Origin of the sequence: Stenotrophomonas capsici, from assembly GCF_034961085.1 — a bacterium.
Classification (GTDB): Bacteria; Pseudomonadota; Gammaproteobacteria; order Xanthomonadales; family Xanthomonadaceae; genus Stenotrophomonas; species Stenotrophomonas capsici.
Map to the genome: position 1 here is coordinate 84,412 of NZ_JAYFUH010000248.1, position 25,053 is coordinate 109,464.

The 25,053-nt window shown below is 67.1% G+C and carries 21 protein-coding genes; 12 read left to right on the forward strand and 9 right to left on the reverse strand.

The window, feature by feature from the left end; genetic code table 11:
- Positions 1 to 66: 66 nt before the first annotated feature.
- The gene (clpA, locus tag VA603_RS12890; RefSeq protein WP_132863520.1) at positions 67 to 2,349 is read left to right on the forward strand and encodes an ATP-dependent Clp protease ATP-binding subunit ClpA; all 2,283 of its coding nucleotides are present in this window, start codon (positions 67 to 69) and stop codon (positions 2,347 to 2,349) included.
- A gap of 270 nt (positions 2,350 to 2,619) precedes the next feature.
- Here the strand turns inward: clpA and infA are convergent, their stop codons facing one another.
- The 5 genes from infA to trxB form a co-directional block, all read right to left on the reverse strand.
- Positions 2,620 to 2,838 (reverse strand): translation initiation factor IF-1, encoded by a 219-nt coding sequence (gene infA / locus VA603_RS12895; protein WP_005409596.1) that lies wholly within the window; start codon positions 2,836 to 2,838, stop codon positions 2,620 to 2,622.
- 85 nt (positions 2,839 to 2,923) lie between these two features.
- Positions 2,924 to 3,673: a leucyl/phenylalanyl-tRNA--protein transferase gene (gene aat, locus VA603_RS12900; RefSeq protein WP_323439079.1), complete on the reverse strand. Its 750-nt coding sequence runs from the start codon at positions 3,671 to 3,673 to the stop codon at positions 2,924 to 2,926.
- Complete coding sequence (locus tag VA603_RS12905; RefSeq protein ID WP_323439080.1) at positions 3,670 to 4,806, reverse strand: GNAT family N-acetyltransferase; 1,137 nt, start codon at positions 4,804 to 4,806, stop codon at positions 3,670 to 3,672. Before VA603_RS12905 ends, aat begins: the two co-directional genes overlap by 4 nt.
- The gene (locus VA603_RS12910) at positions 4,803 to 5,696 is read right to left on the reverse strand and encodes a metallophosphoesterase (RefSeq protein ID WP_323439081.1); all 894 of its coding nucleotides are present in this window, start codon (positions 5,694 to 5,696) and stop codon (positions 4,803 to 4,805) included. Before VA603_RS12910 ends, VA603_RS12905 begins: the two co-directional genes overlap by 4 nt.
- Before the next feature lie 24 nt (positions 5,697 to 5,720).
- Complete coding sequence (gene trxB, locus VA603_RS12915) at positions 5,721 to 6,698, reverse strand: thioredoxin-disulfide reductase (RefSeq protein ID WP_192285775.1); 978 nt, start codon at positions 6,696 to 6,698, stop codon at positions 5,721 to 5,723.
- Between the two features lie 279 nt (positions 6,699 to 6,977).
- Between trxB and VA603_RS12920 the strand changes: the two genes are divergently transcribed.
- The gene (locus VA603_RS12920; RefSeq protein ID WP_323439082.1) at positions 6,978 to 9,335 is read left to right on the forward strand and encodes a DNA translocase FtsK; all 2,358 of its coding nucleotides are present in this window, start codon (positions 6,978 to 6,980) and stop codon (positions 9,333 to 9,335) included.
- A gap of 49 nt (positions 9,336 to 9,384) precedes the next feature.
- Here VA603_RS12920 and VA603_RS12925 read toward each other — a convergent pair whose 3' ends face one another.
- Positions 9,385 to 9,996: a hypothetical protein gene (locus tag VA603_RS12925; protein WP_323439083.1), complete on the reverse strand. Its 612-nt coding sequence runs from the start codon at positions 9,994 to 9,996 to the stop codon at positions 9,385 to 9,387.
- A 13-nt stretch (positions 9,997 to 10,009) separates the two neighbouring features.
- Complete coding sequence (locus tag VA603_RS12930) at positions 10,010 to 12,226, reverse strand: hypothetical protein (protein WP_323439084.1); 2,217 nt, start codon at positions 12,224 to 12,226, stop codon at positions 10,010 to 10,012.
- 281 nt (positions 12,227 to 12,507) lie between these two features.
- Here VA603_RS12930 and lolA point away from each other — a divergent pair, with 281 nt between their 5' ends.
- The 10 genes from lolA to VA603_RS12980 all read left to right on the forward strand — a co-directional run bounded on the left by lolA (position 12,508) and on the right by VA603_RS12980 (position 22,851).
- The gene (gene lolA, locus VA603_RS12935; protein ID WP_132863534.1) at positions 12,508 to 13,149 is read left to right on the forward strand and encodes an outer membrane lipoprotein periplasmic chaperone LolA; all 642 of its coding nucleotides are present in this window, start codon (positions 12,508 to 12,510) and stop codon (positions 13,147 to 13,149) included.
- Between the two features lie 119 nt (positions 13,150 to 13,268).
- Positions 13,269 to 14,579: a replication-associated recombination protein A gene (locus tag VA603_RS12940; RefSeq protein WP_192287229.1), complete on the forward strand. Its 1,311-nt coding sequence runs from the start codon at positions 13,269 to 13,271 to the stop codon at positions 14,577 to 14,579.
- A gap of 39 nt (positions 14,580 to 14,618) precedes the next feature.
- Positions 14,619 to 15,005 (forward strand): fluoride efflux transporter CrcB, encoded by a 387-nt coding sequence (gene crcB / locus VA603_RS12945; protein WP_132863536.1) that lies wholly within the window; start codon positions 14,619 to 14,621, stop codon positions 15,003 to 15,005.
- Between the two features lie 90 nt (positions 15,006 to 15,095).
- A complete protein-coding gene (locus VA603_RS12950; RefSeq protein ID WP_323439085.1) occupies positions 15,096 to 16,139 on the forward strand; it encodes a glucokinase in 1,044 nt (347 codons plus the stop codon).
- 28 nt (positions 16,140 to 16,167) lie between these two features.
- On the forward strand, positions 16,168 to 17,172 hold the full coding sequence (locus tag VA603_RS12955) for a glycosylasparaginase (RefSeq protein WP_323439086.1): 1,005 nt from the start codon (positions 16,168 to 16,170) through the stop codon (positions 17,170 to 17,172).
- Positions 17,169 to 17,906 carry a copper homeostasis protein CutC gene (locus VA603_RS12960; protein ID WP_323439087.1) on the forward strand — a complete coding sequence of 246 codons (738 nt, stop codon included), beginning with the start codon at positions 17,169 to 17,171 and terminating at the stop codon, positions 17,904 to 17,906. Before VA603_RS12955 ends, VA603_RS12960 begins: the two co-directional genes overlap by 4 nt.
- A gap of 243 nt (positions 17,907 to 18,149) precedes the next feature.
- Positions 18,150 to 18,446: a YtcA family lipoprotein gene (locus tag VA603_RS12965; RefSeq protein ID WP_323439088.1), complete on the forward strand. Its 297-nt coding sequence runs from the start codon at positions 18,150 to 18,152 to the stop codon at positions 18,444 to 18,446.
- Entirely contained in the window at positions 18,446 to 19,495 is a 1,050-nt protein-coding gene (gene mdtN, locus VA603_RS12970; RefSeq protein ID WP_323439089.1) for a multidrug transporter subunit MdtN, read from the forward strand. The genes VA603_RS12965 and mdtN overlap by 1 nt, the downstream gene beginning before the upstream one ends.
- Entirely contained in the window at positions 19,476 to 21,341 is a 1,866-nt protein-coding gene (locus VA603_RS12975; RefSeq protein WP_323439090.1) for an FUSC family protein, read from the forward strand. Before mdtN ends, VA603_RS12975 begins: the two co-directional genes overlap by 20 nt.
- Positions 21,342 to 21,450: 109 nt before the next feature.
- Positions 21,451 to 22,851 (forward strand): TolC family protein, encoded by a 1,401-nt coding sequence (locus tag VA603_RS12980; protein ID WP_323439091.1) that lies wholly within the window; start codon positions 21,451 to 21,453, stop codon positions 22,849 to 22,851.
- A gap of 67 nt (positions 22,852 to 22,918) precedes the next feature.
- Here VA603_RS12980 and VA603_RS12985 read toward each other — a convergent pair whose 3' ends face one another.
- A complete protein-coding gene (locus VA603_RS12985) occupies positions 22,919 to 24,271 on the reverse strand; it encodes a GntP family permease (RefSeq protein ID WP_323439092.1) in 1,353 nt (450 codons plus the stop codon).
- Between the two features lie 81 nt (positions 24,272 to 24,352).
- The gene (locus VA603_RS12990) at positions 24,353 to 24,931 is read right to left on the reverse strand and encodes a gluconokinase (RefSeq protein ID WP_323439093.1); all 579 of its coding nucleotides are present in this window, start codon (positions 24,929 to 24,931) and stop codon (positions 24,353 to 24,355) included.
- Positions 24,932 to 25,053 lie beyond the last annotated feature (122 nt).

Here is a 25,053-nt window from a genome sequence, read left to right on the forward strand (position 1 = left end):
CCGCTAGGGTGCTGGAAAACGTGCAGTCAGGCCGCATATTGTCAGCAACCGGAACCGGAGTGCCTCATGTTCAGTAAAGACCTCGAGCAGACCATTGGTCAGTGCTACAAGCGCGCCCGGGAAGCCCGTCATGAATACATGACGGTGGAGCACCTGTTGTTGGCCCTGCTTGAGAATGCATCCGCCCAGGCCGTCCTGAAGGCCTGCGGAGCCGACCTTGAGCGCCTGCACAGCGAACTGGAGAAGGCGATCAACGCCTCGGTCTCGCTGCTGGCCGAAGACGATGGCCGCGATACGCAACCCACCTTAGGCTTCCAGCGCGTCCTGCAACGTGCCGTCTACCACGTTCAGTCCTCGGGCAAGAAGGAGGTCACCGGCGCCAACGTGCTGGTGGCGATCTTCGGCGAGAAGGAATCCCACGCCGTCTACTACCTCAACCAGCAGGACGTGACCCGGCTGGACGTGGTCAATTACCTGTCCCACGGCGTGGCCAAGAGCGGCGACGAATCGGACATGTCCTCGCCGCTGGAAGGCGAGGGCCGTGCCGAGGGCGGTGAGGGCGAGCCCAAGGGCGATTCGCTGACCGAGTTCGCCAGCAACCTCAACGAGCAGGCCAAGGCCGGTCGCATCGACCCGCTGGTCGGCCGGCGCGACGAGATCGAGCGCACCATCCAGGTGCTGTGCCGCCGCCGCAAGAACAACCCGCTGTACGTGGGCGAGGCCGGCGTGGGCAAGACCGCCATCGCCGAAGGGCTGGCCAAGCGCATCGTCGATGGCGAGGTGCCCGAGGTGCTCGCCGACGCGGTGATCTATTCGCTGGACCTGGGCGCGCTGGTCGCCGGCACCAAGTACCGCGGTGACTTCGAGAAGCGCCTGAAGGGCGTGATCGGCGCACTGAAGAAGATCCCCAACGCGGTGCTGTTCATCGACGAGATCCACACCATCATCGGTGCCGGTTCGGCCTCGGGCGGCACCATGGACGCCTCCAACCTGATCAAGCCGGCGCTGGCCTCGGGCGAGCTGCGCTGCATCGGTTCGACCACGTTCCAGGAATACCGCGGCATCTTCGAGAAGGACCGCGCCCTGGCCCGTCGCTTCCAGAAGATCGACATCGTCGAGCCGACGGTGGGCGAGGCCTACGAGATCCTCAAGGGGCTGCGCCCGAAGTACGAGGCGCACCACGGCGTGACCTATGGCGATGACGCGCTGCAGGCCGCGGTGGACCTGTCGGTCAAGCACATCGGCGACCGCCTGCTGCCGGACAAGGCCATCGACGTGATCGATGAGGCCGGCGCCCGCCAGCGCCTGCTGCCCGAAGGGCAGCGCAAGTCGCACATCGACATCGAGGAAGTGGAGACCATCATCGCCAAGATGGCGCGCATCCCGGCCAAGCAGGTCACCGCCACCGACAAGGACGTGCTCAAGCACCTGGAGCGCAACCTGAAGATGGTGATCTTCGGCCAGGACCCGGCCATCGACAGCCTAGCCTCGGCCATCAAGCTGTCGCGCTCGGGGCTTGGCAACCCGGACAAGCCGATCGGCAACTTCCTGTTCGCCGGCCCGACCGGCGTGGGCAAGACCGAGGTCACCCGCCAGCTCGCGCTGCAGCTGGGCATCGAGCTGGTGCGCTTTGACATGAGCGAGTACATGGAGCCGCATTCGATCAGCCGCCTGATCGGTGCGCCCCCGGGCTACGTCGGCTTCGACCAGGGCGGCCTGCTGACCGAGAAGATCGTCAAGACGCCGCACTGCGTGCTGTTGCTGGACGAGGTGGAGAAGGCGCACCCGGACATCTTCAACATCCTGTTGCAGGTCATGGACCGCGGCATCCTCACCGATACCAACGGCCGTGAAGCCAACTTCAAGAACGTGATCCTGGTGATGACCACCAATGCCGGCGCCACCCAGGCGGCACGTCGCTCGATCGGCTTCACCAAGCAGGACCATGCCACCGATGCGATGGAAGTGATCCGCAAGAGCTTCACGCCGGAGTTCCGCAACCGCCTGGACGCGGTGGTGCAGTTCCAGCCGCTGGGCTTCGATCACATCCTGCGCGTGGTGGACAAGTTCCTGATCGAGCTGGAGATGCTGCTGCAGGACAAGCACGTCTCGTTGTCGGCCACCCCGGCCGCCCGCGACTGGCTGGCCCAGCACGGCTTCGACCCGGAGATGGGGGCCCGCCCGATGAGTCGCGTGATCCAGGACAAGATCAAGCGTCCGCTGGCCGACGAGCTGCTGTTCGGCAAGCTGGTGGACGGCGGCAAGGTCAGCATCGACGTGCGCGACGGCGAGTTGATCGTCGAGACCCAGGCCGAGCCGGAGCACCTGCTGCCGGCCACGGTCGAGTAAGCCGGGCGACTCACCCCGGACACCCGATGCCCGCATCCAACGATGCGGGCATTTTTGTGGGACGGGCAGGGGTGGCCTTGGCCGCGAAGCCTTGAATGCGTCATCGCAGGAAGATCCTGTACGCCGATCCTCGGCCTGCTTTCCGCGGCGAACCTGAGGCGGGGCCAGGCATTGCCCGCTCCGCGGCCGGGGCCATTCCGGCGGAATTCCGCCACGCAAAAAAGCCAGCGCGCGGGCTGGCTTTCCTGGCATAACGCCCGGCTTACCGCATTACTTCATGCGGTAGGTGATACGGCCCTTGGTCAGGTCGTACGGCGTCATCTCGACCTTGACGCGATCGCCGGTCAGGATGCGGATGTAGTTCTTGCGCATGCGGCCGGAGATATGGGCGATGATTTCATGCCCATTTTCCAGGCGAACGCGGAAAGTGGTGTTCGGCAGCGTCTCACTGACGGTGCCTTCGAACTCGATGGAGTCGTCTTTCGACATGTAGTCCTGTGCGGTTCTGCGGACGGCCCCGAGGGCCTAAGGGCGGGCATTTTACGCCGCCGGGCGGATTCATGCAAAGTTTGCGTTAAACGCCGGCCGATTCAGCCAGCGTGCTGGCGGGGAATTCCCCGAAGCCGCGTGTCCACGGGCCAACATCGGCCGGTTCGCGGACCAGTCGCCGCACCTGGGCCAGGAACGGCGCCCGTTCCAGCCGTTCGGCGCCCATCCGCACCAGGTGCGGGTTCTCGACCTGGGCGTCGATCAGCGGCCAGCCCCAGCCGGACAGCGTCCGGGCCAGCGCGGCCAGGGCGATCTTGGAGCCGCCAGTGCGGCCACTGAACATGCTTTCGCCAAAGAACATCCGCCCGATCGTCACGCCGTAGATACCGCCGACCAGGGCATCCCCGTCGTAGACCTCCACGGAGTGCGCGTAGCCCAGCCGGTGCAACTGGAGGTAGGCCGCGAGCATGTCGTCGGTGATCCAGGTGCCGTCCTGGCCCGGGCGGGGCGCCTGCGCGCAGGCCTGCATCACCTCGGGGAACGCGGTATCGGCGCGGACCCGCCAGTCGCTGCCGCGCAATGCGCGACGGAAGCGCGAGGACAAATGGACCCCGTCGGTACGGAACACCATGCGCGGGTCCGGCGACCACCACAGCAGCGGCTGGCCGTCGGAAAACCACGGGAAGATCCCGCCCGCATAGGCGGTGAGCAGGCGTATGGGGCTCAGATCACCGCCGACGGCGAGCAGGCCGTCGGGTTCGTGCAACGCCAGCTCGGCCGGGGGGAACGGTGAATCGCTGGCCTCGTCGAGCAGGTAGGGGCCTTTCGGGGTCATGGCCGGGGTTCGTCGGACTTGAACGGTGAGTGATGCTGCAGCGCCTGCGCGTAGCGGGCAGCATCCTCGCGCTCGCGGGCACACCAGTCGCGCAGGGCCTGCCGGAACTGCGGGTGGGCGATCCAGTGGTGGCTGCGCACCTGCGTGGGCAGGAAGCCACGGGCCAGCTTGTGTTCGCCCTGCGCGCCCGGCTCGAAGCGCTGCAGGCCTTCGCGCAGGCAGTACTCGATGCCCTGGTAGTAGCAGGTTTCGAAATGCAGCCCGGGTAGCGCCGCGCCGCCCCAGTAGCGCCCGTACAAGGTATCGCCGCCACGCAGGCACAGCGCGCCGGCCACCGGTTCGCCATCCTGCAGGGCCAGGAACAGCACCAGCTGGCGCGGCAGTTGCGTGGCCAGGTGGCGCAGGAAGGGCAGGGTCAGTGCCGGCGCGTTGCCGTACTCGGCAAAGGTCTGCAGGTAGAAGCCGTGCATGGCACGCAGCTCGTCGGCACTGGCTTCGTTTCCGTGACGCGTCACGAAGGTGATCCCGGCGCGGGCGACCTTGGCGCGCTCCTGGCGGATGTTCTTGCGTCGCTTGTGGTCCATCGCGGCAAGGAAGTCATCGAAGGCCTGCCAGCCCGGCTCGCGCTGCCACTGGAACTGCACGTCGGTGCGCAGCAGCCATTGCCCGTCGAAACACGGCGTCTCCCCGGGCAGGTGGAAGTTGATGTGCGCGGAGGAAAGCTGTTCGGCCTGCACGTGCGCGACGATGGCATCGCGCAGGGCGCGGCAGTCCTGGTCATTGCGTGCCAGCAGCCGCGGCCCGGTCACCGGCGAATACGGCACCGCGCCCAGCCACTTGGGGAAATAGTCCAGGCCATTGCGCGCATAGGCATTGGCCCAGGCGTGGTCGAACACGAACTCGCCGTGTGAGTTGTACTTGCGGTAGCCCGGTGCGGCAGCGACCAGTGCGCCATCACGCCACAGGGTCAGGTGCTCGGGTTGCCAGCCCCAGTCCGGACGCAGGCAGCCGTATTGTTCCAGGCCGCTCAGAAACGCATGGCTGATGAACGGATTGCCGCCGTCGTGCAGGGCATCCCACGCGACCGTGTCAATCGCGTCCAGCGAGGAAATGGCGCGCAGCTGCAGGCTCATGGCTGGAGTTGCAGCACGTCGATGGTGGGCGGGTTGAACAGGCGCAAGGGCAGGCCGATCTCCCCCAGGCCCCGGGTGGTGAATACCCGCACCGGGCCGGCAGGTGCGCGCGCGATCTGTTCGCCGCGATCAAAGTCGTATTGGGTCGGGATGACCCGGCGGTACAGCCACGGGATACGGATCTGTCCGCCATGGGTGTGGCCGGCAAGCACGACGGCGGCATCGGCCGGACGTAATCCCATGGCGCTGTCAGGGTTGTGGGCGATGACGATGGCCGGACGGGTAATGGCGTCGGCGACGCGCAGGAATGCGGGATCGTCCTTTCCGGCCCAGCGATCGCCGAGCCCCGCCCATTGGCGGCCCTGGCTGTCGGTGATGATCTGGCCTTCGATGACCTGCACGCCATGGTGGCGCAGGGCCGTGCGCAGTGGCAGATCAATATCCGGACCGGGGGCTTGCTGGTCATGGTTGCCCAGCACGGCGTACACCGGTGGCTTCAGCCGGGCCAGTGGCGCGAACAGATCCTGCAGTTCGCTGGCCTTGGGTTCGTAGGTCAGGTCGCCGGCGATGACCACCGCATCGACGGGCAGGGCATTGATCCGATCGACCACCCGTTCCAGAAAGGCGCGGTTCTTGTACACGCCCAGATGGATGTCACTGATCAACGCGACCCGCGCGGTGACACCGGTGCCGGGCAGGGTGGTCTGCTCGACCTGGATGATCTGCGGTTCGATGAAGCGCGCCCAGGTGAACACGCCGCAGCCCAGCAGCAACAGCGCGAGCAGCCAGCGATGGCGGCCGCCACGCCAGCGCCACGACAGCCAGGCAATGGCAGGGAAGACCAGCCAGCTGCCGTGAAACAGCAGCTGCTTGATCAGCACCTTGTCCATGCCGGCAGCCGTGGCGGTCCGCGGTCAGAGGCTCTGCGCGTCCAGGAAGCGTTCGGCGTCCAGTGCGGCCATGCAGCCGAAGCCGGCCGAGGTGATGGCCTGGCGGTAGTGCTGGTCGGCCACGTCGCCGGCGGCGAACACGCCTTCCACGGAGGTCTGGGTGGCGTTGCCGCCCAGGCCCGAGCGGATTTCCAGGTAGCCGTTGTTCATCGCCAGCTGGCCCTTGAACAGGTCGGTGTTGGGCTGGTGACCAATGGCCACGAAGAAGCCGTGCGCGTCGATGTCGCGAGTGCTGCCGTCCTGGGTGGACTTCACGCGCACGCCGGTCACGCCCATCTCGTTGCCGAGCACTTCGTCGACCTGGTGGTGCCAGACGGTCTCGATCTTGCCGGCGGCCACCTTGGCGAACAGCTTGTCCTGCATGATCTTTTCCGCCTTCAGGGTGTCGCGGCGGTGCACCAGGTAGACCTTGCGGGCGATGTTGGACAGGTACAGGGCCTCTTCCACGGCGGTGTTGCCGCCGCCCACCACGACCACGTCCTGCTCCTTGTAGAAGAAGCCGTCGCAGGTGGCGCAGGCCGAGACGCCGCGGCCCTTGAAGGCTTCCTCGGACGGGATGCCCAGGTATTTGGCGGTGGCACCGGTGGCGATGATCACCGCGTCGGCGGTGTACTGGGCGTTGTCACCGGTCAGGGTGAACGGACGCTTGGACAGGTCGGCGGTGTGGATGTGGTCGAACACCACCTCGGTGTCGAAACGCTCGGCGTGGGCCTGCATGCGCGCCATCAGGTCCGGGCCCATCAGGCCATGCGCGTCGCCCGGCCAGTTGTCCACTTCAGTGGTGGTCATCAGCTGGCCGCCCTGCTGCAGGCCGGTGATCACCAGCGGCTTGAGGTTGGCGCGGGCGGCATAGACGGCGGCGGTCCAGCCGGCCGGGCCGGAGCCCAGGATGATCAGCTTCTCGTGGCGGGAGGGCAGGGACGGGTGGCTGGAAGTGCTCATGTATACTCGCGAAAGTTCAGGATTGGCGGCCCGTTGGCGTGCTTCCGCAACTGTCCGGGCAAGCCCATAGAGTGGCGGTCGGCTCCCGGTGAATCAAGGCACGTGAATGGAATGGCGCGGCCCGTCGGATACAGTCTCCCTTCTTCCTCCCGGTTGGCTTGCCCTTGTGCGGCGGGTTTCTGACGCGTTCCGTACGTGTGCATCGTCGACGGGGTGAAACACAGCGGTCCGTCGTTTAATATCAATCACTAACCGTGCATTTCTAAGGTCTGGTCAAAGGTGGCGAAACAGGTCCCGGAACGTGGCAAGAACCCCAGCGCCGGCAATGCCGCGCGCAAGCCGGCCGCCGCGGCGGACAAGCCGCGGCGACACAAGTTATGGCGTGACCTTGCGCTGATCGCGATTGCCCCGGCGCTGCTGTATCTGCTGGCAAGCCTGTTCACGTATTCCCCCACGGACCCGGGCTGGTCGCAGTCCGGCTCGGTGGTCGCGCCCGTGCACAACATGGGCGGCAGGGTCGGTGCGTACATCGCCGACGTGATGCGCCAGCTGTTCGGCTACGTGGCCTACCTGATCCCGCTGATGCTGGCGGCGGTGGCGTGGATCGCCATGTTCGGCCTGAACCGCGAGGAGCGCGGCCAGGACGACCTGGGCCCGGCGCTGCGGCTGGTCGGCATCGTCGGCTTCCTGATCGGCGCGACCGGCTTCCTGTACCTGCGCCTGCCGCCGGGGGATGTCGCCCGCGCCGGCGGTGGCCTGGGCGTGCTGGTCGGAAAGTCGCTGCAGACCGGCTTTGGCCCGGTTGGCAGCAACCTGTTCCTGCTGGTGCTGCTGCTGACCTCGATCACGCTGGCGACCGGGCTGTCCTGGTTCGTGGTGATGGAGAAGATCGGCAAGTGGGTGATGGCGCTGGGGCCGATGTTCGAGAAGAAGAAGGAACAGGCCAACGAGTGGCAACAGACCCGTGCGCTGCGCGAGGAACGCGAGGAAGTGCGCAAGGTCGACGCCGAAGTGCGCGCCAAGCGCGAGCCGGTGAAGATCGAACCGCGCCCGGCGCCGGTCATCGAGAAGAGCGACCGCGCCAAACGCGAGACCCAGATCCCGATGTTCCAGGGCGTCAATGGCGATGGTTCGGACCTGCCGCCGCTGGCGCTGCTGGATGACCCCAAGCCGCAGCCCAAGGGCTACGACGAGCAGACGCTGGAAACGCTGTCGCGCCAGATCGAGTTCAAGCTCAAGGACTTCCGCATCGACGCGCAGGTGGTGGGCGCCTATCCGGGCCCGGTGATCACCCGCTTCGAGATCGAGCCGGCACCGGGCATCAAGGTCAGCCAGATCAGCTCGCTGGACAAGGACATCGCCCGCGGCCTGTCGGTCAAGTCGGTGCGCGTGGTCGACGTGATCCCGGGCAAGTCGGTGATCGGCCTGGAAATCCCCAACGTCACCCGCGAGATGATCTTCCTGTCCGAGCTGCTGCGCTCGAAGGAATACGACAAGTCCGCCAGCGTGCTGACCCTGGCGCTGGGCAAGGACATCGCCGGCCGCCCGACCGTGGCCGACCTGGCACGCATGCCGCACCTGCTGGTGGCCGGTACCACCGGTTCGGGCAAGTCGGTGGCGGTCAACGCGATGGTGCTGAGCCTGCTCTACAAGGCCAGCCCGAAAGACCTGCGCATGCTGATGATCGACCCGAAGATGCTCGAACTGAGCGTCTACCAGGGCATCCCGCACCTGCTCGCGCCGGTGGTGACCGACATGAAGGAGGCCGCCAACGGCCTGCGTTGGTGCGTGGCCGAGATGGAGCGCCGCTACAAGTTGATGAGCGCGGTGGGCGTGCGCAACCTGGCCGGCTTCAACAAGAAGATCAAGGACGCCATCGACGCCGGCCAGCCGTTGATGGACCCGTTGTTCCAGCCAAACCCGGAAATGGGCGAGGCCCCGCGTCCGCTGGAGCCGCTGCCGTTCATCGTCATCTTCATCGACGAATTCGCCGACATGATGATGATCGTCGGCAAGAAGGTCGAAGAACTGATCGCGCGCCTGGCGCAGAAGGCGCGTGCGGCCGGTATCCACCTGATCCTGGCCACGCAGCGCCCGTCGGTGGACGTGATCACCGGCTTGATCAAGGCCAACATCCCGACCCGCATCGCCTTCCAGGTCAGTTCGAAGATCGACTCGCGCACCATCCTGGACCAGTCCGGCGCCGAGGCCCTGCTGGGCAACGGCGACATGCTGTACCTGCCGCCGGGCACCGCCATGCCGGACCGCGTGCACGGTGCCTTCGTCTCCGACGAGGAAGTGCATCGCGTGGTCGAGCACCTCAAGGCCAGCGGTCCGGCCGAGTACATCGAGGGCGTGCTGGACGAGGTGCAGACCATGGGCGACGGCGTGGTGGTCGGCGCCACCGGCCTGCCGGAAAGCAGCGCCGTCGGCGACGAGTCCGACCCGTTGTACGACGAGGCGTTGCGGATCGTCACCGAAACCCGTCGTGCGTCGATTTCCGGCGTGCAGCGGCGCCTGAAGATCGGCTACAACCGTGCCGCGCGCCTGATCGAGGCGCTGGAAGCCGCCGGCGTGGTCACCCCGCCGGAGCACAATGGCGACCGTACCGTGCTGGCACCGCCGCCGCCGAAGTAAGCCGGCGGGGCAGGGCAGGCCGCCAGCGGGCGGCCTGCATGCCGGCGTGTCAATTGCCGGCGGTGAAATCCATCGACTTGAACAGGGCCGCCAGGGCCTGGCCGTCCTCGCTGCTGTGCGGGGACCGCGTGGACAGCCAGTGCACATAGGCCACCGAGCGGTCATCGTTGCCCGCCACCAGGATCAGCTGGCCGGTGGTGCCATTGCGGATCATCGAGGCAGGGCGCTTGCTGGCTTCGGTTTCGGCCAGCGCCAGTTCGCCATGGGGCAGGGCCTGGATTTGAGCGTGCTTCAGCGTGAACACGACGCTGGCATCGGGGGCGGCAGGCAGCAGCTGCGGCGGGCTGCCCGGATCCACTACCAGGCCGCGTTCCCGGGCCGCCTCACGCAGCGGCACCTGTTTGACCTCAAGCACGTAGTCGGCGAGTTCACGCCAGCCTTCGACCTGTCCCACCGTCGCGGGGGTCGGCTTGCCGGCGCGGGCGAAAGCGATGATGCACAGCGTGCTGGCCTCGCGTTCGGCGTCGGTGATCTCCAGCTGGCGCAGTCCGGTCGGGGTTTGGAACGATACTCCGCAGTCCGGTCGATCAACACGGGGGGCGGCGGCATGGCAGGCCAATGTGGTCAGCAACAGGCCGCCGCACAGCAGGAGGGTTCCCACGCGTTGGATCATTTCAGGTCTCCGGGATTTCCTTGTACTCGGCATGCACCTGGGTGGCGTCATTGAGCACGTAGTACGCATGCTGGAAGCCCTGCTGGCGGAAATCAAAGTGCAGCTGGGCCGGATTGATTGATCGGGTGACGTTGCGCTGCGCGGTCTCGGCGATGCCGCCATCAGCCCAGGAGTTGATGCTCAGCTTGCCCAGAGGAACAAGCTTCTTCTGCTTGTTCTCGGTGTAGCGCTGCTTGCTGGCCCAATAGTAGCCCGAGCCATCACAGGTGTTGAAGGGATCGCTCTGCAGCAGCGGACTATTCTGGTCATCGGTGAATGTCAGCCCGCGGTAAGCGCCATATTGCCGGTAGTTGTTCCGACCGGTCAGCTGGATGAGGCCGCGTCCCTTGAATCGCACACCGTCCCCCACCTCGGTGTTGCCCAGCTTGCGGCCTTGGTCAGTGCCCGGTTCATACTTGTCGAAATAGGAGTCGCCCCCCCCTTCGACCATGAATTCCAAGCGGCCCGTTTCGGCGGTCAGCTGCCCCCACAGGTGCGCGGTACGCACACGCGTGGCTGCGATGCCGTACTTGCGGGCCATCTTCTGCATGTTGACGTGTAAACCAGCGGGGCGACGGGTGGAGGCGGTTGTGAGGCGTGCGGTGACGTCGGCCCAGCTCACGGCCACGACTTCCCTGCCACCTTCGCGCAGAGTCTGGCGGATCATCCGCGTGGCTTCTCGCTGGCTGAGCCACCCACACTTGCGGAAGTGCTGGATGAAGCGTTTGGGATGGAAGTGCCAATGCGCCGCGTTCAGGTTGGGAATGGCGGCATCCTCCCAGAACGCCAACGCTTCGACGTGACGTTGGAATTGCGGGAAGTCCGAGGCGGAAAGGTAGGTGCTCGCCCCCATCGTCGGTGCGCTGCCGCGTGCAGATCCAGGACCCTCGATCTTCAGCCATCCCCAGCGCGTTTCTATCCCGCTGCGTTGCCATTCAGTCGGGAACTTGCATACCAAGCCCTGCAGCTTGGGCTGCAATGCGGCATCACGCAGACGCTGCTCGGCCTGTTCGGCGGTCGGCGCAGGTTCGCCTTCGCGCTCAAGCAGGCGCCGTACCGCAGCCGCATCGCAACGGCTGTCGTTGTCCTGGAAGTCTTCCACGATGGCCCAATGTGCCCATCGCGGTGCATCGGCGTCGCTGAACTTGTGCACATTGGCGGCGTTGAGATTCACCCAGCCCGTAGTGGGGCCCGTGGAGATCTGGCGCCAATGCGGCGTATCGGCCGGAGTGAGGGTGTCCGGACCGCCCAGGGTGCGGCCAAAGCGCAGCAGCTCGTAGACCGCCGCCCTGTTCGGTACCGCCGCTGCGCGGGCGTTTGAGTACGCGGTAACCGTGGCACCTGCGGTGTCATACAGGTTGTACTCGGCGTCAACTTCGGCCAGTTGGGTGCCGATGCGGGCGCCGTCCAGGTCGTAGGTCGTTACCTGTGCGTCGCCCCCATAGGCGCTCTGCGCATTGGCAGGAGCGCTGTAGCGGATGCCGACCACACGTTCCGCCCCCAACGCCGCGCCCGTACCTGCGGTGCCACTGGTGGCATTGAGCGCCGGCCGGCTCGGGAAGACCGGGGTATCCGCCGGCAGGTGGAAGTAGACCTCGCCGAACACGGCGTCGGTGCGGCCGTGATTGGCGACGTTGACGTCGCCGGATGCCCGTCCCAGCAGGCGAGCCAGGTTGGCGTCGTCGCAGATGATCTCAAAATGGATGAGATCAGCCTGGCCGTCGATCGAACCGGCATCGCCAATCTCCACCTTGCGGTAGATGCGTCGGCCAACCACGACGTTGGCGGTGCGGATGCGGGTCAGGTGCATGTAGATCGAATAGAACTGGACCTGGGTTTCCTGGTTGCCCGTGGCGCCAATGGCGGTGTCATGGCGGATGACGACGCAACCGTTGTCGGACCACCCCAGATATCCCTGCGCATGAGCATCCACTTCGGCCGGGGTGCCGGGGCGTGCGGTCGCTGCCCGGACATACACCACGGTGCCATCGGCAATGGCACGGACCGGCTCACGGCCGTTGCCGCGCGCGGGAGCGCGCAGGTGCAAGCCACCATGCCAGGAGAGCTTGTTGCTGACCGGATAGTGCCCGTGTTCCACGGTCGACATCGCGGCATCTAGAAAGCGGGCGTCGTCGTCGGTGTCGGCGCGGGCTGGAAGAAACGGGGGACTGATGATCATGGGCATTCCTTTGCACGACGGTCCGGACCTGCAATGACACGGAGAACGTCGTTGTGATCGTGTAGTTCAGCAAGGCAGATGACGCGGTACTGACCGACTGGCCAAGCACCGGCGCAGAACATACCCCGGATAGTGTGGTCAGTGCTTTCACATTTCGTTGACATCCGCTGATCGCCCGCGCTCGGCGCACGCGGGAAGGCGCATAATTGCGCTATCACCCCATTCAGAATCGGGCGGGCAGACTGCGCCCTGGTTCATCACTTCCGGTGCAGACTCCCCGCATGAACACGAATTTCCGCCGCCATGTCATCACCACCGCGCTGCTGCTCGCCGGCGCTGCCAGCACCTCGGCCTGGGCCGGGGCACGTGACGACCTGAGGTCCTTCACCAACGGCCTGCGCGGCCTGGACGGGCAGTTTGCCCAGCAGGTGTTCGACTCGCGCGGCCGGGTCAAGGAGTCGTCCAGCGGCCGCGTCGCACTGTCGGCGCCGCGCCTGTTCCGTTGGGAATACACCCGTCCGCACCCGCAGCTGATCATCGCCGACGGCAGCAAGGTGTGGGTCTACGAGCCGGACTTGGAGCAGGCCACGGTGACCCCGCAGGGGGCCGAGGAACAGAACAGCCCGCTGGTCGCGCTGATCAACCCGGCCCAGCTCGAGCGCCAGTACGACGTCAGCGAAGAAGCCGCGCCGCGCGATGGCATGCAATGGCTGTCGCTGACGCCCAAGCGCGAAACCGAGACCAACTTCCAGTCCGCCTCGCTGGGCTTCGCCAATGGCGGGCTGGCACGCATGGAGGTGGTGGACGCGGTCGGCCAGCGCACGGTCATCAATTTCACCGACTGGAAGAAGAATCCGGGCTTTGCCGCCGGTACCTTCCGCTTCGTGCCGGGCAAGGACGTGGACGTGGTCGGCGAGCGCTGAGCACCACGTCGGGCCGCGAGCCCGGGTTGCGCCCGCGTTAGAATGCGGGCGTGGCCAGATCCCGAAACATCTTCATAGACGACGCCCCCGCCGACCTGCTGAGCGCGGACCGCGAGAGCATGCGCCCGCTCGCCGAGCGCATGCGTCCGCGCACGCTTGACGAGATGGTGGGGCAGAAACGCCTGCTGGCGCCGAACACGGCGCTGCGCCGCGCGGTGGAGTCCGGCCGCGTCCATTCGATGATCCTGTGGGGGCCGCCCGGCTGCGGCAAGACCACCCTGGCACTGCTGCTGGCGCAGTATGCCGACGCCGAGTTCAAGGCGATCTCGGCCGTGCTGTCCGGCCTGCCGGAGGTACGCCAGGTGTTGGCCGAGGCCGCCCAGCGTTTCGCCGGCGGCCGTCGCACGGTGCTGTTCGTCGACGAGGTGCATCGCTTCAACAAGGCCCAGCAGGATGCGTTCCTGCCGCATATCGAGCGTGGCACCATCATTTTCGTCGGTGCCACCACCGAGAACCCGTCCTTCGAACTGAACTCGGCGTTGCTGTCGCGCTGCCGCGTGCACGTGCTGGAGTCGGTATCGCCGGAGGACGTGGTCGAGGCGCTGGAGCGGGCGTTGGGTGACAGCGAGCGCGGGTTGGGCGAACAGGCCATCCGCGTCACGCGCGAGTCGCTGCTGGAAATCGCCCGCGCCGCCGACGGTGACGTGCGTCGCGCCCTGACCCTGCTGGAGATCGCCGCCGAACTGGCCAGCGGCGAAGAGGGCGAGATCACCCCGGAAACCCTGCTGCAGGTGCTGGCCGACCGCACCCGCCGCTTCGACAAGGGCGGCGAGCAGTTCTACGACCAGATATCGGCCCTGCACAAGTCGGTGCGCAGCTCCAACCCGGACGGCGCCATCTACTGGCTGGCGCGCATGCTCGACGGCGGTTGCGACCCGTCCTATATCCTGCGCCGGATGACCATCATGGCCGTGGAGGACGTTGGCCTGGCCGACCCACGGGCACTGGAGATGGCGATCAATGTCTGGAGCGCCTACGACCGGATCGGGCCACCGGAAGGCGACATCGCGCTGTCCAACCTGGCCATCTACCTGGCCAGCACCGCCAAGTCGAATGCCAGCTACATGGCCTTGAACAAGGCCCGTGCCGACATCGCCGAACTGGGCACGCAGCCGGTGCCCCTGCACCTGCGCAACGCACCGACGCGCTTGATGAAGACCTTGGGCTACGGCCAGGGCTACCAGTACGACCACGACGTCGAAGGCGGCATCGCGCTGGACCAGACCGCCTTCCCGGACGAGATGGGCGAACGCGTCTATTACGCCCCGGCCGAACGTGGCCTGGAGATCAAGCTGAAGGAAAAGCTGGACCGGCTGCGCGCGGCCCGCGAGCAGGCCCGTGCCCAGCGCAAGCCAGGCGCTGATCGATGAGCGGTGCGGTGGCCGGACATGCAGGGGAGGACTAGGCGGATGTGGCTTTCTTTCCTGGCCATCGGCCTCGGGGCGGCCATCGGGGCGTGGCTGCGGTTCGGCCTGAGCGTGTGGTTGAACCCGATGCACCAGAACCTGCCGATGGGCACGCTGGCGGCCAACCTGATCGGCGGCTACGTCATCGGGCTGGCGCTGGCGTTCTTCAGCTCGCGGCCTGAACTGGCGCCGGCGTGGCGGCTGTTCGTGGTCACCGGGATGTTGGGCGGCCTGACCACCTTCTCCACGTTCTCCGCCGAAGTGGTGGACCAGCTGCAGCGCGGACACCTGGGCTGGGCGCTGGCGACCATCGGCCTGCACCTGGGCGGCTCGCTGTCGATGACCGCGCTGGGCTGGTGGTCGTGGCGGGCCCTGCGCAACCTGACTTGAGGCCGCTTTCCAAACCGGGAAAGCATGACGCATCATTCCGCATCGATTGCCAGAGCATCTGAATGACATGCTGTACAAGCAGGAACAGGAATGAGCAGGCCTGAGGTAGAGCCCGCCGAACGGCACCCCGCGGAATCATCCGCGTTTCCCCCGACTTCTTCCTGTGTCATCGGTGCCGATGTAGGCGGGACCTATGCCCGCCTGGCCTGGGCCGAACTCCGCCCGGGGATGCCGCCGCGGATCCGCGACTTCCGCAAGTACACCTGCGCCGAACATCCCAGCCTGGCCGCGATCCTGCGTGACTACCTGCAGCAGGTGCGGCAGTCGCCCGACGCGCCGGCGCTGGACCACGCGGTGGTGGCGATCGCCGGCATCGTCGATGGCGATGCCCTGCTCAACGTCAACCTGCCGTGGCCAGTCTCGATCGCGCAGACGCGCCAGGACGCGGGGCTGGCCAGCCTTGAACTGATCAATGACTTCGTCGCGGTGGCGCAGGCGATGCCGCCCGCCGAGCGCGACAGCTTGCACCTGGTGTGCGGCGACGCCAGCGCCGACGCGCGCGGGCCGGCACTGGTGCTGGGCCCGGGTACGGGACTCGGCGTTGCCGTGCGCCTGGTCGGCGGACGGCCCTCGGTGCTGGCGAGCGAGGGCGGCCACGCGGCGCTTGCCGCCGCCACACCGCTTGAGCAGGACGTGCTGCGCCTGTTGTCGCAGCGCTATGCCTACGTGGACAGCGAGCGCGTGCTGTCCGGGCCCGGCCTGATGACGCTGTATGACTGCCTGTGCGAACTGCGCGGGCAGCCGGTGCGCTGGCAGGCCCCCGATGCACTGGTCCAGGCCAGCCGCAACGGTGATGCCCTGGCCGCCGAATGCGTGGACACCTTCTGTGGCTGGCTGGGCAGCCTTGCCGGCGACCTGGCCCTGACCTTTGCCGCGCGTTCGGTCTACCTGACCGGTGGCGTGGCTGGCCACCTGGCCGCGGAACTGCATGGTGGCACGTTCGAACGTCGCTTCCGTGCCAAGGGAGGGCTGTCGCCCGCGCTCGCGCATACGCCGGTATGGCGCGTGGAGCACGGTGAACTGGGCGTGCTGGGAGCGCTGTCCTGGCACGCCGAGCAGCACGCGCGCATCTGAGATCCGCAACAACGAGGGAGTTCCGGGCATGAGTACACGCAGGCAGTTCCTGCAGACATCACTGCTGTTGGGGGCCGCCGGTGCGGCACCGGGGTTGCTGGCCAATGCGCCCGCCGCGACCGGTGCACGGGTGGTATCGACCTGGGATTTCGGCGTGGGTGCCAACCAGGCGGCGTGGAAGGTGCTGGCCGCTGATGGCAGCGCGCTGGACGCCGTGGAAGCCGGGGCACGCTGGGCCGAGAGCGACCTGTGCAACCCCACGGTCGGGCGGTGCGGCAACCCCGACCGCGATGGCGTGCTGACCCTGGACGCCAGCATCATGAACGGTGATGGCCGCTGTGGTTCGGTGGCCGCGCTGGCCGATATCGGCCACCCGATCTCGGTCGCCCGCGCGGTGATGGAGAAGACGCCGCACGTGATGCTGGTGGGCGAGGGCGCGCAGCAGTTCGCCGTGCAGCAGGGTTTCCCGAAGCAGAACCTGCTCACTGCCGAGGCCGAACGGGCGTGGCGCGAGTGGCTCAAGACCGAACACTACGCCCCGCAGATCAACGCCGAGCGCCGCGGCCTGCCCGGTGACAAGAACAACCACGACACGCTGGGCATGCTGGCCATCGATGCCAACGGACAGATGGCCGGTGCCTGCACCACCAGCGGCATGGCCTTCAAGATGCACGGCCGGGTCGGCGACAGCCCGATCATCGGTGCAGGGTTGTATGTCGACAATGAAGTCGGTGCAGCAACCGCCTCGGGCATGGGCGAGGAGATGATCCGCAACGCGGCCTCGTTTCTGGTGGTGGAGCTGATGCGCCAGGGGTTGTCGCCGGCCGAGGCGTGCCGTGAAGCGATCGCGCGCGTGGTGCGCAAGCGCCCGGAGGCCAGCCGCACCCTGCAGGTCTGCTTTCTGGCGCTCAACCGCAATGGTGAAGTCGGTGCCTACGCGCTGCACCGCGGTTTCGTCTACGCGGTCTGCGACGCCAAGCGCCAGGATGCACTGCTGGACTCGGACGCGGTCTACACGAGCACGCAGGCGTGAGCCCATCGCGCCTGCTGGAGATCGCCTGCAATTCGGCCGCCTCGGCGCTGGCGGCGCAGCAGGGCGGGGCGGACCGCGTCGAACTGTTCGAGAACCTGGAACAGGGCGGTACCACGCCGTCGTACGGCACACTCGCCGTCGCGCGCGACCGCCTGCAGATTCCGCTCTACGTGCTGGTACGCCCACGGCCGGGGGATTTCCATTACGGGCCGCTGGAAGCGGAGATCATGCTGCGTGACATCGCCGCGTGCCGGCAGCTTGGTTGCGATGGTGTCGTGATCGGTGCGCTGGACGCCGATGGCGGCATCGACCTGCCGCTGTGCCGGGAGCTGGTCAACGCTGCCGGACCGATGGGGGTCACGTTCCATCGTGCCTTCGACGCGGCGCGTGACTTGCCCGCCGCCCTGGAGCAGGTGGTCGGCCTGGGCTGCGAGCGTGTGCTCAGTTCCGGCGGACAAGCCGGTGCGCCGGCCGGCGTGGCCATGCTGGCGGCGTTGGTGCGCCAGGCCGGTACGCGGCTGTCGGTCATGGCAGGTGCCGGCCTGACCGCTGCGAACATCGGTGCGGTCGCGCGCGAAAGCGGGTGCCGGGAACTGCACGCGTCGGCCAAGGCCGTGCGGCGCTCGGCGATGCACCATCACAACCCGGCGCTGGTCGGGTTGGAGCGCGACTGGCTGCAGAGCGACGCGACGCAGGTAGCGGCACTGCGGCAGGCGTTGTCGTCGCTGGATTGAGACAGGGCGCGGGGGATCTACGCGCCTGAGCCGTATCCGCCGCTGCCAAGCAGGGCCCGGGCAGCGGCGACGATGACCTCCAGGGCAGCGTCCATACGAATCCGCTATCGATGCATGCGGATTTCGTCCTGCTGTTTCGGCGCGGCCGGGAGTAAAAAGTGCTGAACCCTGGACCTGGTGAAGCGCCATGAACGTGTATGTGCGGCTGCCAACTGCGCTTGCTGACGATGCGGCCGGATCGGCATGATGCTGCGTCGGCAGGCCCGTGAGCGTCGCAACGCGATGAAGCAGGGCGGCCCGCTGCTGGTGATCCCCGCGCTGGCCGGTTGCCATGCTGAGGGCAGCCCGAGCCTGGCGATCTTCGGCGCCTACTTCCCCGGCTGGCTGGTGTTGGCCGCCACGGCCATCGTGCTGGGCGTGCTGGCCAGGGCACTGGTCCTGCATGCGCTCGGGGCGGGGCGCGTGCCATTTCCGTTGTGGACGTTCGCGGCCATCGGGTTGATTGCAGCGTGCCTGCTCGCATGGGCGGTGGGTTCCTGATGCGCGCCGCCGAAGCCACTGCTCCTTCCCCGTGGACACGTCGCGTCGCGCTGCTGTTGATCGTGGTGGCGCTCGTGCTGCTGCTTGGGCTGCTGTATCGCGCGTACCGCCTTCCTTCCACCGACGCGGCAACCCTCGATGCGGAGGTGGTGCACATCGCGCCGGAGGTCGGTGGGCGCCTGGTCGAGTTGCGCGTGCAGGAGAACAGTACGGTGGTGCGCGACGAGGTGCTATTCCGGATCGACCCGGCCCCGTTCGTTCATGCCGTTGGCGCCGCCCGCGCCGAACTGGCACTGGCCGAAGCCAATCTGGCGACCCAGCAGCGCGTGATTGCCAGCCAAGGCGCCAACGCCGCGATTGCCGCGGTGCAGGCCCGCAAGGCGCAGACCGGCACCGGCCTGGCGCGGCGCACGGTGGAACGGCTGCGCCCGTTGGCGCGCGATGGATACGTGCCGTGGCAGCAATTCGATCAGGCAGAACTGACCGCAAGCGACGCGCAGCGGACGCTGGAGCAGGCGCGCCGACAGCAGACCTCGCTGCAACAGGCGGTGGATACCACCGCCGCCGCGCAGGCGGCCGTGGAGGCGCGGCGCGCCGCCCTGGCCGAGGCCGAGCGGGCGTTGCGGCTGACCACCGTACGTGCACCGCACGCCGGACACGTGGCCGGCCTGGACGTGACGACCGGCGAAGTGCTTGCGCCCTCGCAGCCCGTGTTCACCCTGATCACCAATGAGCAGTGGTTTGCCAACGGCAATTTTCGTGAGACCGAGCTGCAGCGCATCCCGCTGGGCGCATGTGCGACGGTGTACTCCATGATCGACCGGTCACGCCCGTTGCGGGGCAGGGTGGTCGGGATCGGCGCCGGCGTGCTGGACAGCACCAAGGTGGATGTTCCGCGCAATGTGCCGTACGTGGAGCGCTCCCTGAACTGGGTACGGGTCGCCCAGCGCTTCCCGGTGCGGGTAGCGCTGCAGGACCCACCAGCGGGGCTGATGCGGCTGGGAGCCAGCGCCGTCATCGAGATCGGCCATGGCAATGCCTGCCCCTGAACCGGCGCGCGGTCGCTTCCTGCCGCGGCTGCGCGACATCGTCTCGCCCCGGCCCGGCCGTGCCGCATTCGCCGTGCGCATCGCGTTGACCTGTACGTTGACCGTGCTGGTCGCCGAGATCAATGGCATCCCGGAGATCGCGCTGGCCGCCTATGTCGTGTTCTTCATGAACAACGCGGACCGCACCCGCAGTGTGCTGGCCGCGACGCTGTTCCTGTTGCTGACCAACGTACTGATCGGCACGTTGATCCTGGTCGCCGGGCAGGTGCTGGATTGGCCGCCATTGCGGCTGCTGGCGATGGCCGGGTTCTCGGTGGCGCTGCTGTTCCTGGCCTCGGCCAGCCGGCTCAAGCCGCTGGCACCGATCATCGCGATGATCCTGGTCTACGCCCTGGATGCCATCGGCCGCTTGCCCGGCGCGGAGCTGGCGACGCGTGCGTTGCTCTACGCCTGGTTGCTGATCGCACTGCCCAGTGCGGTGACCCTGGTGGTCAACCTGTTGATCGGGCCGGCGCCGGTGCCGCTGGCCCGGCAAGGGATAGCGACGGCGCTGCACGATACCGCGAAACTGTTGCGCCAATCCGACCCCGGCACCCGAGCCCGTCTGCAGGCTCAGCGTGGCCAGGGATCCGCGGCCACGCTGGCGTTGCTGCATGCTGCCGGCCTGGGCAAGGAGGCCCCGGTTGGCACACTGGCGGCCTTGCGCGCCGCGGCCGGCACGACCGAGGCCCTGCTGATGCTGGGCCTGGCCATCGATGCAAGTGAGGGTGTTCCCGATGCCTGGAAACACGGCGCCGCCGAAAGGCTCGACGGGATGGCCGCGATCCTCGCTGCAGGTAGCCATCCCGTCGACATCACCGCGGTTGCCTTCGATACGCAGTGCGCCAGCACGCCGGTGGCGCTGCTGCAGGACTTCAATGCCTTGCTCGTGCAGTTCGCGACCGCTGCATCGGACGGCGCCAACGCACCACCCGCAGCATCGTCCCGGTTCCTCGCCGCCGATGCGTGGACCAACCCCGCGCATGTACGCCACGCCCTGAAGGTGACCGCCGCGGCGATGCTGTGCTACCTGTTCTACTCGGCCACGGAGTGGCAGGGCATCCATACCAGCCTGATCACCTGCTACATGGTCGCGTTGGGCAGCACCGCGGAAACCACCGAGAAGCTGCTGCTGCGCATCACCGGCGCCGTGGCCGGTGCGATCGTCGGCCTGGTGTTGATCGTCTGGGTACTGCCCGGACTGGATGACATCAGTGGGTTGCTGGCGCTGGTAGCCGGCGCGGCCTTCATCGGTGGCTGGATCGTTGCCAGTGGGCCGCGGGTCGGCTACATCGGCTTCCAGTTCAGTTTTGCCGTCTTCCTGTGCGTGATCCAGGGCACCGCGCCCGCGTTCGACCTGGCGGTGGCGCGCGATCGCATCGTCGGCATCCTGATCGGCAATGCAGTGGTCTACCTGATGTTCGCCCACGTCTGGCCGGTCAGCATCGCCGGCACCATTGATTCCGCCAGCGCAGCACTGCTGCGGCAGTTGGTGCGGCTGGCGCGGATGCCTGCCGACATCACGCGACTGAAAGCACTGGCCGCGGTGCGCGCGCAGGCACAGGCCATTGCCCACCAGCTGGAGGTGGCGGGGCTTGAACCTCGCCGGTTGCGCAAGCCCTCAGCATGGTCCACGAAACACGGGCAGGTGTTGCGGGAAGCCGCCGCAGCCGAACAGCACCTACTGCTCGAACCGGCTGCTGCGGAGACGTGCGTCCAACAGCTGCAGCAGTTGGCTGACGCGCTGGATCACTCGATCTCCGGCGACGCCGTCGATACGCCGGGAGCCGCGCGTCATGCGAACTGAGGCCTGCCTCCTGCCGTTGTTGCTGTCCGCGTGTGCCAGCACGGGGATCGACCGTGCACCGTCGCAACCGGATCGCCCATGGGTGCCGCACACGGATGCGGACGGAGGCTTGTCGGTACGGCCGACCGACGCTGCCGTGCTGCAGCACGGCTTCACCTTGCCGGCCAATCCCTCGGTCGACCTGCCCGGGGGCGCAGCACCGGTGACAGGCAAGCGCTATGCATTGGCCGACTTGATCGATCTGGCCCAGGAATTGAACCCGGAGACCCGCATTGCTTGGAACCAGGCCCGTGATGCCGCCCTGGCCGCCGGCATTGCACGCAGTGCCTACCTGCCACGCCTCACCGCAAGCGTACTGGCCGGCACGCAATCCGAGCGGGGTGGTAGCGCGGCACTTGGACAGTTGATCGAGCCGAGCAACCATGCCAATGGTTCGGTTGCCGTGCTCTCCCTGCAATGGCTGCTGTTCGATTTCGGCCAGCGTGAGGCGCTGGTGACGATGGCCGACCAGCACACAGTGATTGCCAACATCCAGTTCACCCGGGCCCACCAGCAGCTGATCCATGCGGTAAGCCTGGCGTTCCTTCGTCATGCCACCGCCCGCACACGGGTGGATGCGACGATGGCTTCGCAAGCCGATGCCAAGGGCCTGCTGGCCGCCGCACAGGCGCGCCTGCAGCATGGGCAGGGCACGGTGATGGACGTAGCGCAGGCACGGCAGCAGGTCGCGCAGGCCGACTTGGCACAGGTCGCGGCGCAGGGCGAGCAGGAAGAGGCGTATCAGCAGTTATTGGCCATGATCGGTATTTCGCCGTTGGCCACGCTGGAGATCGCCGATGCGCCAGCCCGTCCGGTGTCGCACGTGGACGAGGCGCTGCTTGATGACGTGGTGCGCAGCGCGCTGCAACGACGGCCGGACGTGTTGGCCGCCGTCGCGGCGCAGCAGGCGGCCAGTGCCGGCGTTCGTGCGGCCCGCGCCGACTTCCTGCCGCGGCTGTTCGTTTCGGCCTCCGGCTCGCGCAGCAATGGCGACATGGACATCTCCGCCGTGCCGTCGGTGGACGAGCAGGCCCCGACGGTCAACCTCTCCAGCCACCGTTGGAGCAGCAGCCTGCTGCTCGGCGTGAGCGTGCCGTTGTACAGCGGTGGTGAACGAAACGCGCGGCTCGCACAGGCACGCAACCGCGCGGCAATGGCGGCGGACAGCCTGGACCGGGTGAAGCTGGATGCCGTTGCCGAGATCGTTGCCGCCCACTCGCGGCTGCGTACACGCCTGCAGGCGACACACGCGGCGCAGGCGCTGCTGGAGGCATCACAACTGGCCCATGACGCCGCCAGCGCGGCCTACCAACGCGGCGTTGGCAGCCTGACCGACGTGCTTGCCGCGGACCGCCAGCTGCTGCAGGCCCGCATCTCCCTGGCCGATGCAGATGGCGCCGCCCGCGCGGCTTCGGTCGACCTCGCGCTGGCCTGCGGGAACCTGGGCACGGCACCGGGGCAGGGGGATTGAATGCCTATTCGTGACGCATCACGTTATTTGCCGCGATACGTCCCCGGGTGCCGGGCAGGACAAAGGCTCAGACCACCAGCGATAGCAGCAGGATGAAGCCCAGCCCGATCACCGACAGCAGGGTTTCCATCACGGTCCAGGTCTTGAACGTCTCGGTCACGCTCATGTTGAAGTACTGCTTGACCATCCAGAAACCGGCATCGTTGACGTGCGACAGGATCACCGAGCCGGCGCCGGTCGCCAGGACCAGCAGTTCCCGATTGACGCCGGGCATGCGCTCGATCACCGGCACCACGATGCCCGCGCCGGTGATGGTGGCCACCGTTGCCGAACCGGTGGCGATGCGGATCAGGGCGGCCACCAGCCAGGCCAGCACGATCGGCGAGATCCGCGCCTGCACGGCCAGATGCCCGATCACGTCACCCACGCCGCTGTTCACCAGCATCTGCTTGAAGCCGCCGCCGGCACCGATGACCATCACGATCGCCGCAGTCGGGGCCAGGCTTTTCTCCAGCAGGCCGAGGATCTGCCGGGCGTCGCGCCCGCGGGCATGGCCAAAGGTGTAGAGCGACAACAGCAACGCCAGCAGCAGCGCAGTGATGGGGTGGCCGATCAGGTCCAGCCATGCACGCACAGCGTGACCATCGGGCAGCGCCACGTCGGCGCCGGTCTTGAGCAGCATCAGGGCCACTGGCAGCAGCACGGTGAGCAGGGTGACGCCGAAGCCGGGCAGGGAGCCCGCCGCCGATTCGCGGACGGCATGCACCAACAGGTCTTCCGACGCGTGGCCGGGGATGCGCTTGGCAATCCAGCTGCCATACAGCGGCCCGGCGATGGCCGCGGTGGGCAGCGCCACCAGCAAGCCGTAGAAGATGGTGGTGCCGATGTCGGCACCAAACACGCCGATGGCCATCAATGGGCCCGGGTGGGGCGGCACCAGCCCATGCACGGCCGATAGGCCGGCAAGCAGCGGGATGCCGACCTTGACCAACGCCACGCCGCTGCGGCGGGCGACGATGAACACCAACGGGATCAGCAGGATGAAACCGATCTCGAAGAACAACGGAATACCGACCAGGAAGGCGGCCAGCATCATCGCCCAGTGCACGCGTTGCTTGCCGAACGCACGGATCAGGGTCTCGGCGATCTGATCGGCGCCGCCGGAATCGGCCATCATCTTGCCGAGCATGGTGCCCAACGCCAGCACCACGCCGACGAAACCGAGCACCCCGCCAAAGCCCTCCTGGAAGGAACTGACGATGGTGGCCACCGGCATGCCCGCACTGAGCCCCAGAAACCCGGCGGCGATGATCAGGGCAACGAAGGGATGCAGCTTCAGCCGCGTGATCAGCAGGATCAGACCAATGATGGTGACCACCGCATCCAACAACAGATAGGTCTCGTGCGACATACCGGGCATGCAAGTTCCAGGCGGCAAGGGCGCAAGAGGCGCCGGGGATGAGATAGCGCTATCTTTCGTGATCGACCGAAAGTGCAGCGATCAACGCGGATGCTGTCGCCACCAGAGGTCGGCAGCCTCTGCGAGTTCGTCCACCGGGCAGGTGGCGTCCAGGCGCAGGGTCAGGGGTTCGTCCAGCGGCGGCTCGAGCGTTGCGAACTGGCTGTCGATCAGGCTCGCCGGCATGAAATGGCCCGGCCGATGGGTCACGCGCTCGGCGGCGGCTTCGCGGCTCAACTCCAGGAACACCACGCCGAGCGCCGGTACCGCCAAGCGCAAGCGGTCCCGATAGCTCCGCTTCAGCGCCGAACACGTCAGTACTGGCTTCAAACCGGCAGCGGTTGCCTGCTGCAGCTGGTCGGCCAGTGTGTCCAGCCATCCGGCGCGGTCCGCGTCGGTGAGTGGGATGCCGGCCCGCATCCTGGCGATGTTGGCGGGCGGGTGAAAGGCATCACCCTCGATGGCAAATGCATCGTCGCGCAGGCAAAGCGCGCGACTCACGCTGGACTTCCCACAGCCGGAAACGCCCATGATCAGCAGGGCATCGATGCCGGAAACACTGCCATTGCATTGCAAGATAGCGCTGTCTTTCGAAGTTGAAGCCATTGGCACCACGGGCATTGCTCCGGTTTCATGTCGCTTCGGGGAAGGCGTCAGCCGCTGGAAGGCGGTGCCGGGCAACCAAGGGCGGGCACCGCGGCCCCGGTGTAATTGCCGGGCATTCAAGACAGCGCTACCTTAGA

Bases quoted from the DNA above. Each gene is read 5' to 3' on its own strand.
- clpA (WP_132863520.1), top strand. From the start codon at position 67: ATGTTCAGTAAAGACCTCGAGCAGACCATTGGTCAGTGCTACAAGCGC.
- lolA (WP_132863534.1), top strand. From the start codon at position 12,508: ATGAACACGAATTTCCGCCGCCATGTCATCACCACCGCGCTGCTGCTC.
- mdtN (WP_323439089.1), top strand. From the start codon at position 18,446: ATGCGCGCCGCCGAAGCCACTGCTCCTTCCCCGTGGACACGTCGCGTC.
- infA (WP_005409596.1), bottom strand. From the start codon at position 2,838: ATGTCGAAAGACGACTCCATCGAGTTCGAAGGCACCGTCAGTGAGACG.
- VA603_RS12985 (WP_323439092.1), bottom strand. From the start codon at position 24,271: ATGCCCGGTATGTCGCACGAGACCTATCTGTTGTTGGATGCGGTGGTC.
- VA603_RS12910 (WP_323439081.1), bottom strand. From the start codon at position 5,696: ATGGACAAGGTGCTGATCAAGCAGCTGCTGTTTCACGGCAGCTGGCTG.
- crcB (WP_132863536.1), top strand. From the start codon at position 14,619: ATGTGGCTTTCTTTCCTGGCCATCGGCCTCGGGGCGGCCATCGGGGCG.
- VA603_RS12965 (WP_323439088.1), top strand. From the start codon at position 18,150: ATGATGCTGCGTCGGCAGGCCCGTGAGCGTCGCAACGCGATGAAGCAG.
- VA603_RS12950 (WP_323439085.1), top strand. From the start codon at position 15,096: ATGAGCAGGCCTGAGGTAGAGCCCGCCGAACGGCACCCCGCGGAATCA.
- VA603_RS12940 (WP_192287229.1), top strand. From the start codon at position 13,269: ATGCGCCCGCTCGCCGAGCGCATGCGTCCGCGCACGCTTGACGAGATG.
- VA603_RS12905 (WP_323439080.1), bottom strand. From the start codon at position 4,806: ATGAGCCTGCAGCTGCGCGCCATTTCCTCGCTGGACGCGATTGACACG.
- aat (WP_323439079.1), bottom strand. From the start codon at position 3,673: ATGACCCCGAAAGGCCCCTACCTGCTCGACGAGGCCAGCGATTCACCG.
- VA603_RS12975 (WP_323439090.1), top strand. From the start codon at position 19,476: ATGGCAATGCCTGCCCCTGAACCGGCGCGCGGTCGCTTCCTGCCGCGG.
- trxB (WP_192285775.1), bottom strand. From the start codon at position 6,698: ATGAGCACTTCCAGCCACCCGTCCCTGCCCTCCCGCCACGAGAAGCTG.
- VA603_RS12955 (WP_323439086.1), top strand. From the start codon at position 16,168: ATGAGTACACGCAGGCAGTTCCTGCAGACATCACTGCTGTTGGGGGCC.
- VA603_RS12990 (WP_323439093.1), bottom strand. From the start codon at position 24,931: ATGCCCGTGGTGCCAATGGCTTCAACTTCGAAAGACAGCGCTATCTTG.
- VA603_RS12930 (WP_323439084.1), bottom strand. From the start codon at position 12,226: ATGATCATCAGTCCCCCGTTTCTTCCAGCCCGCGCCGACACCGACGAC.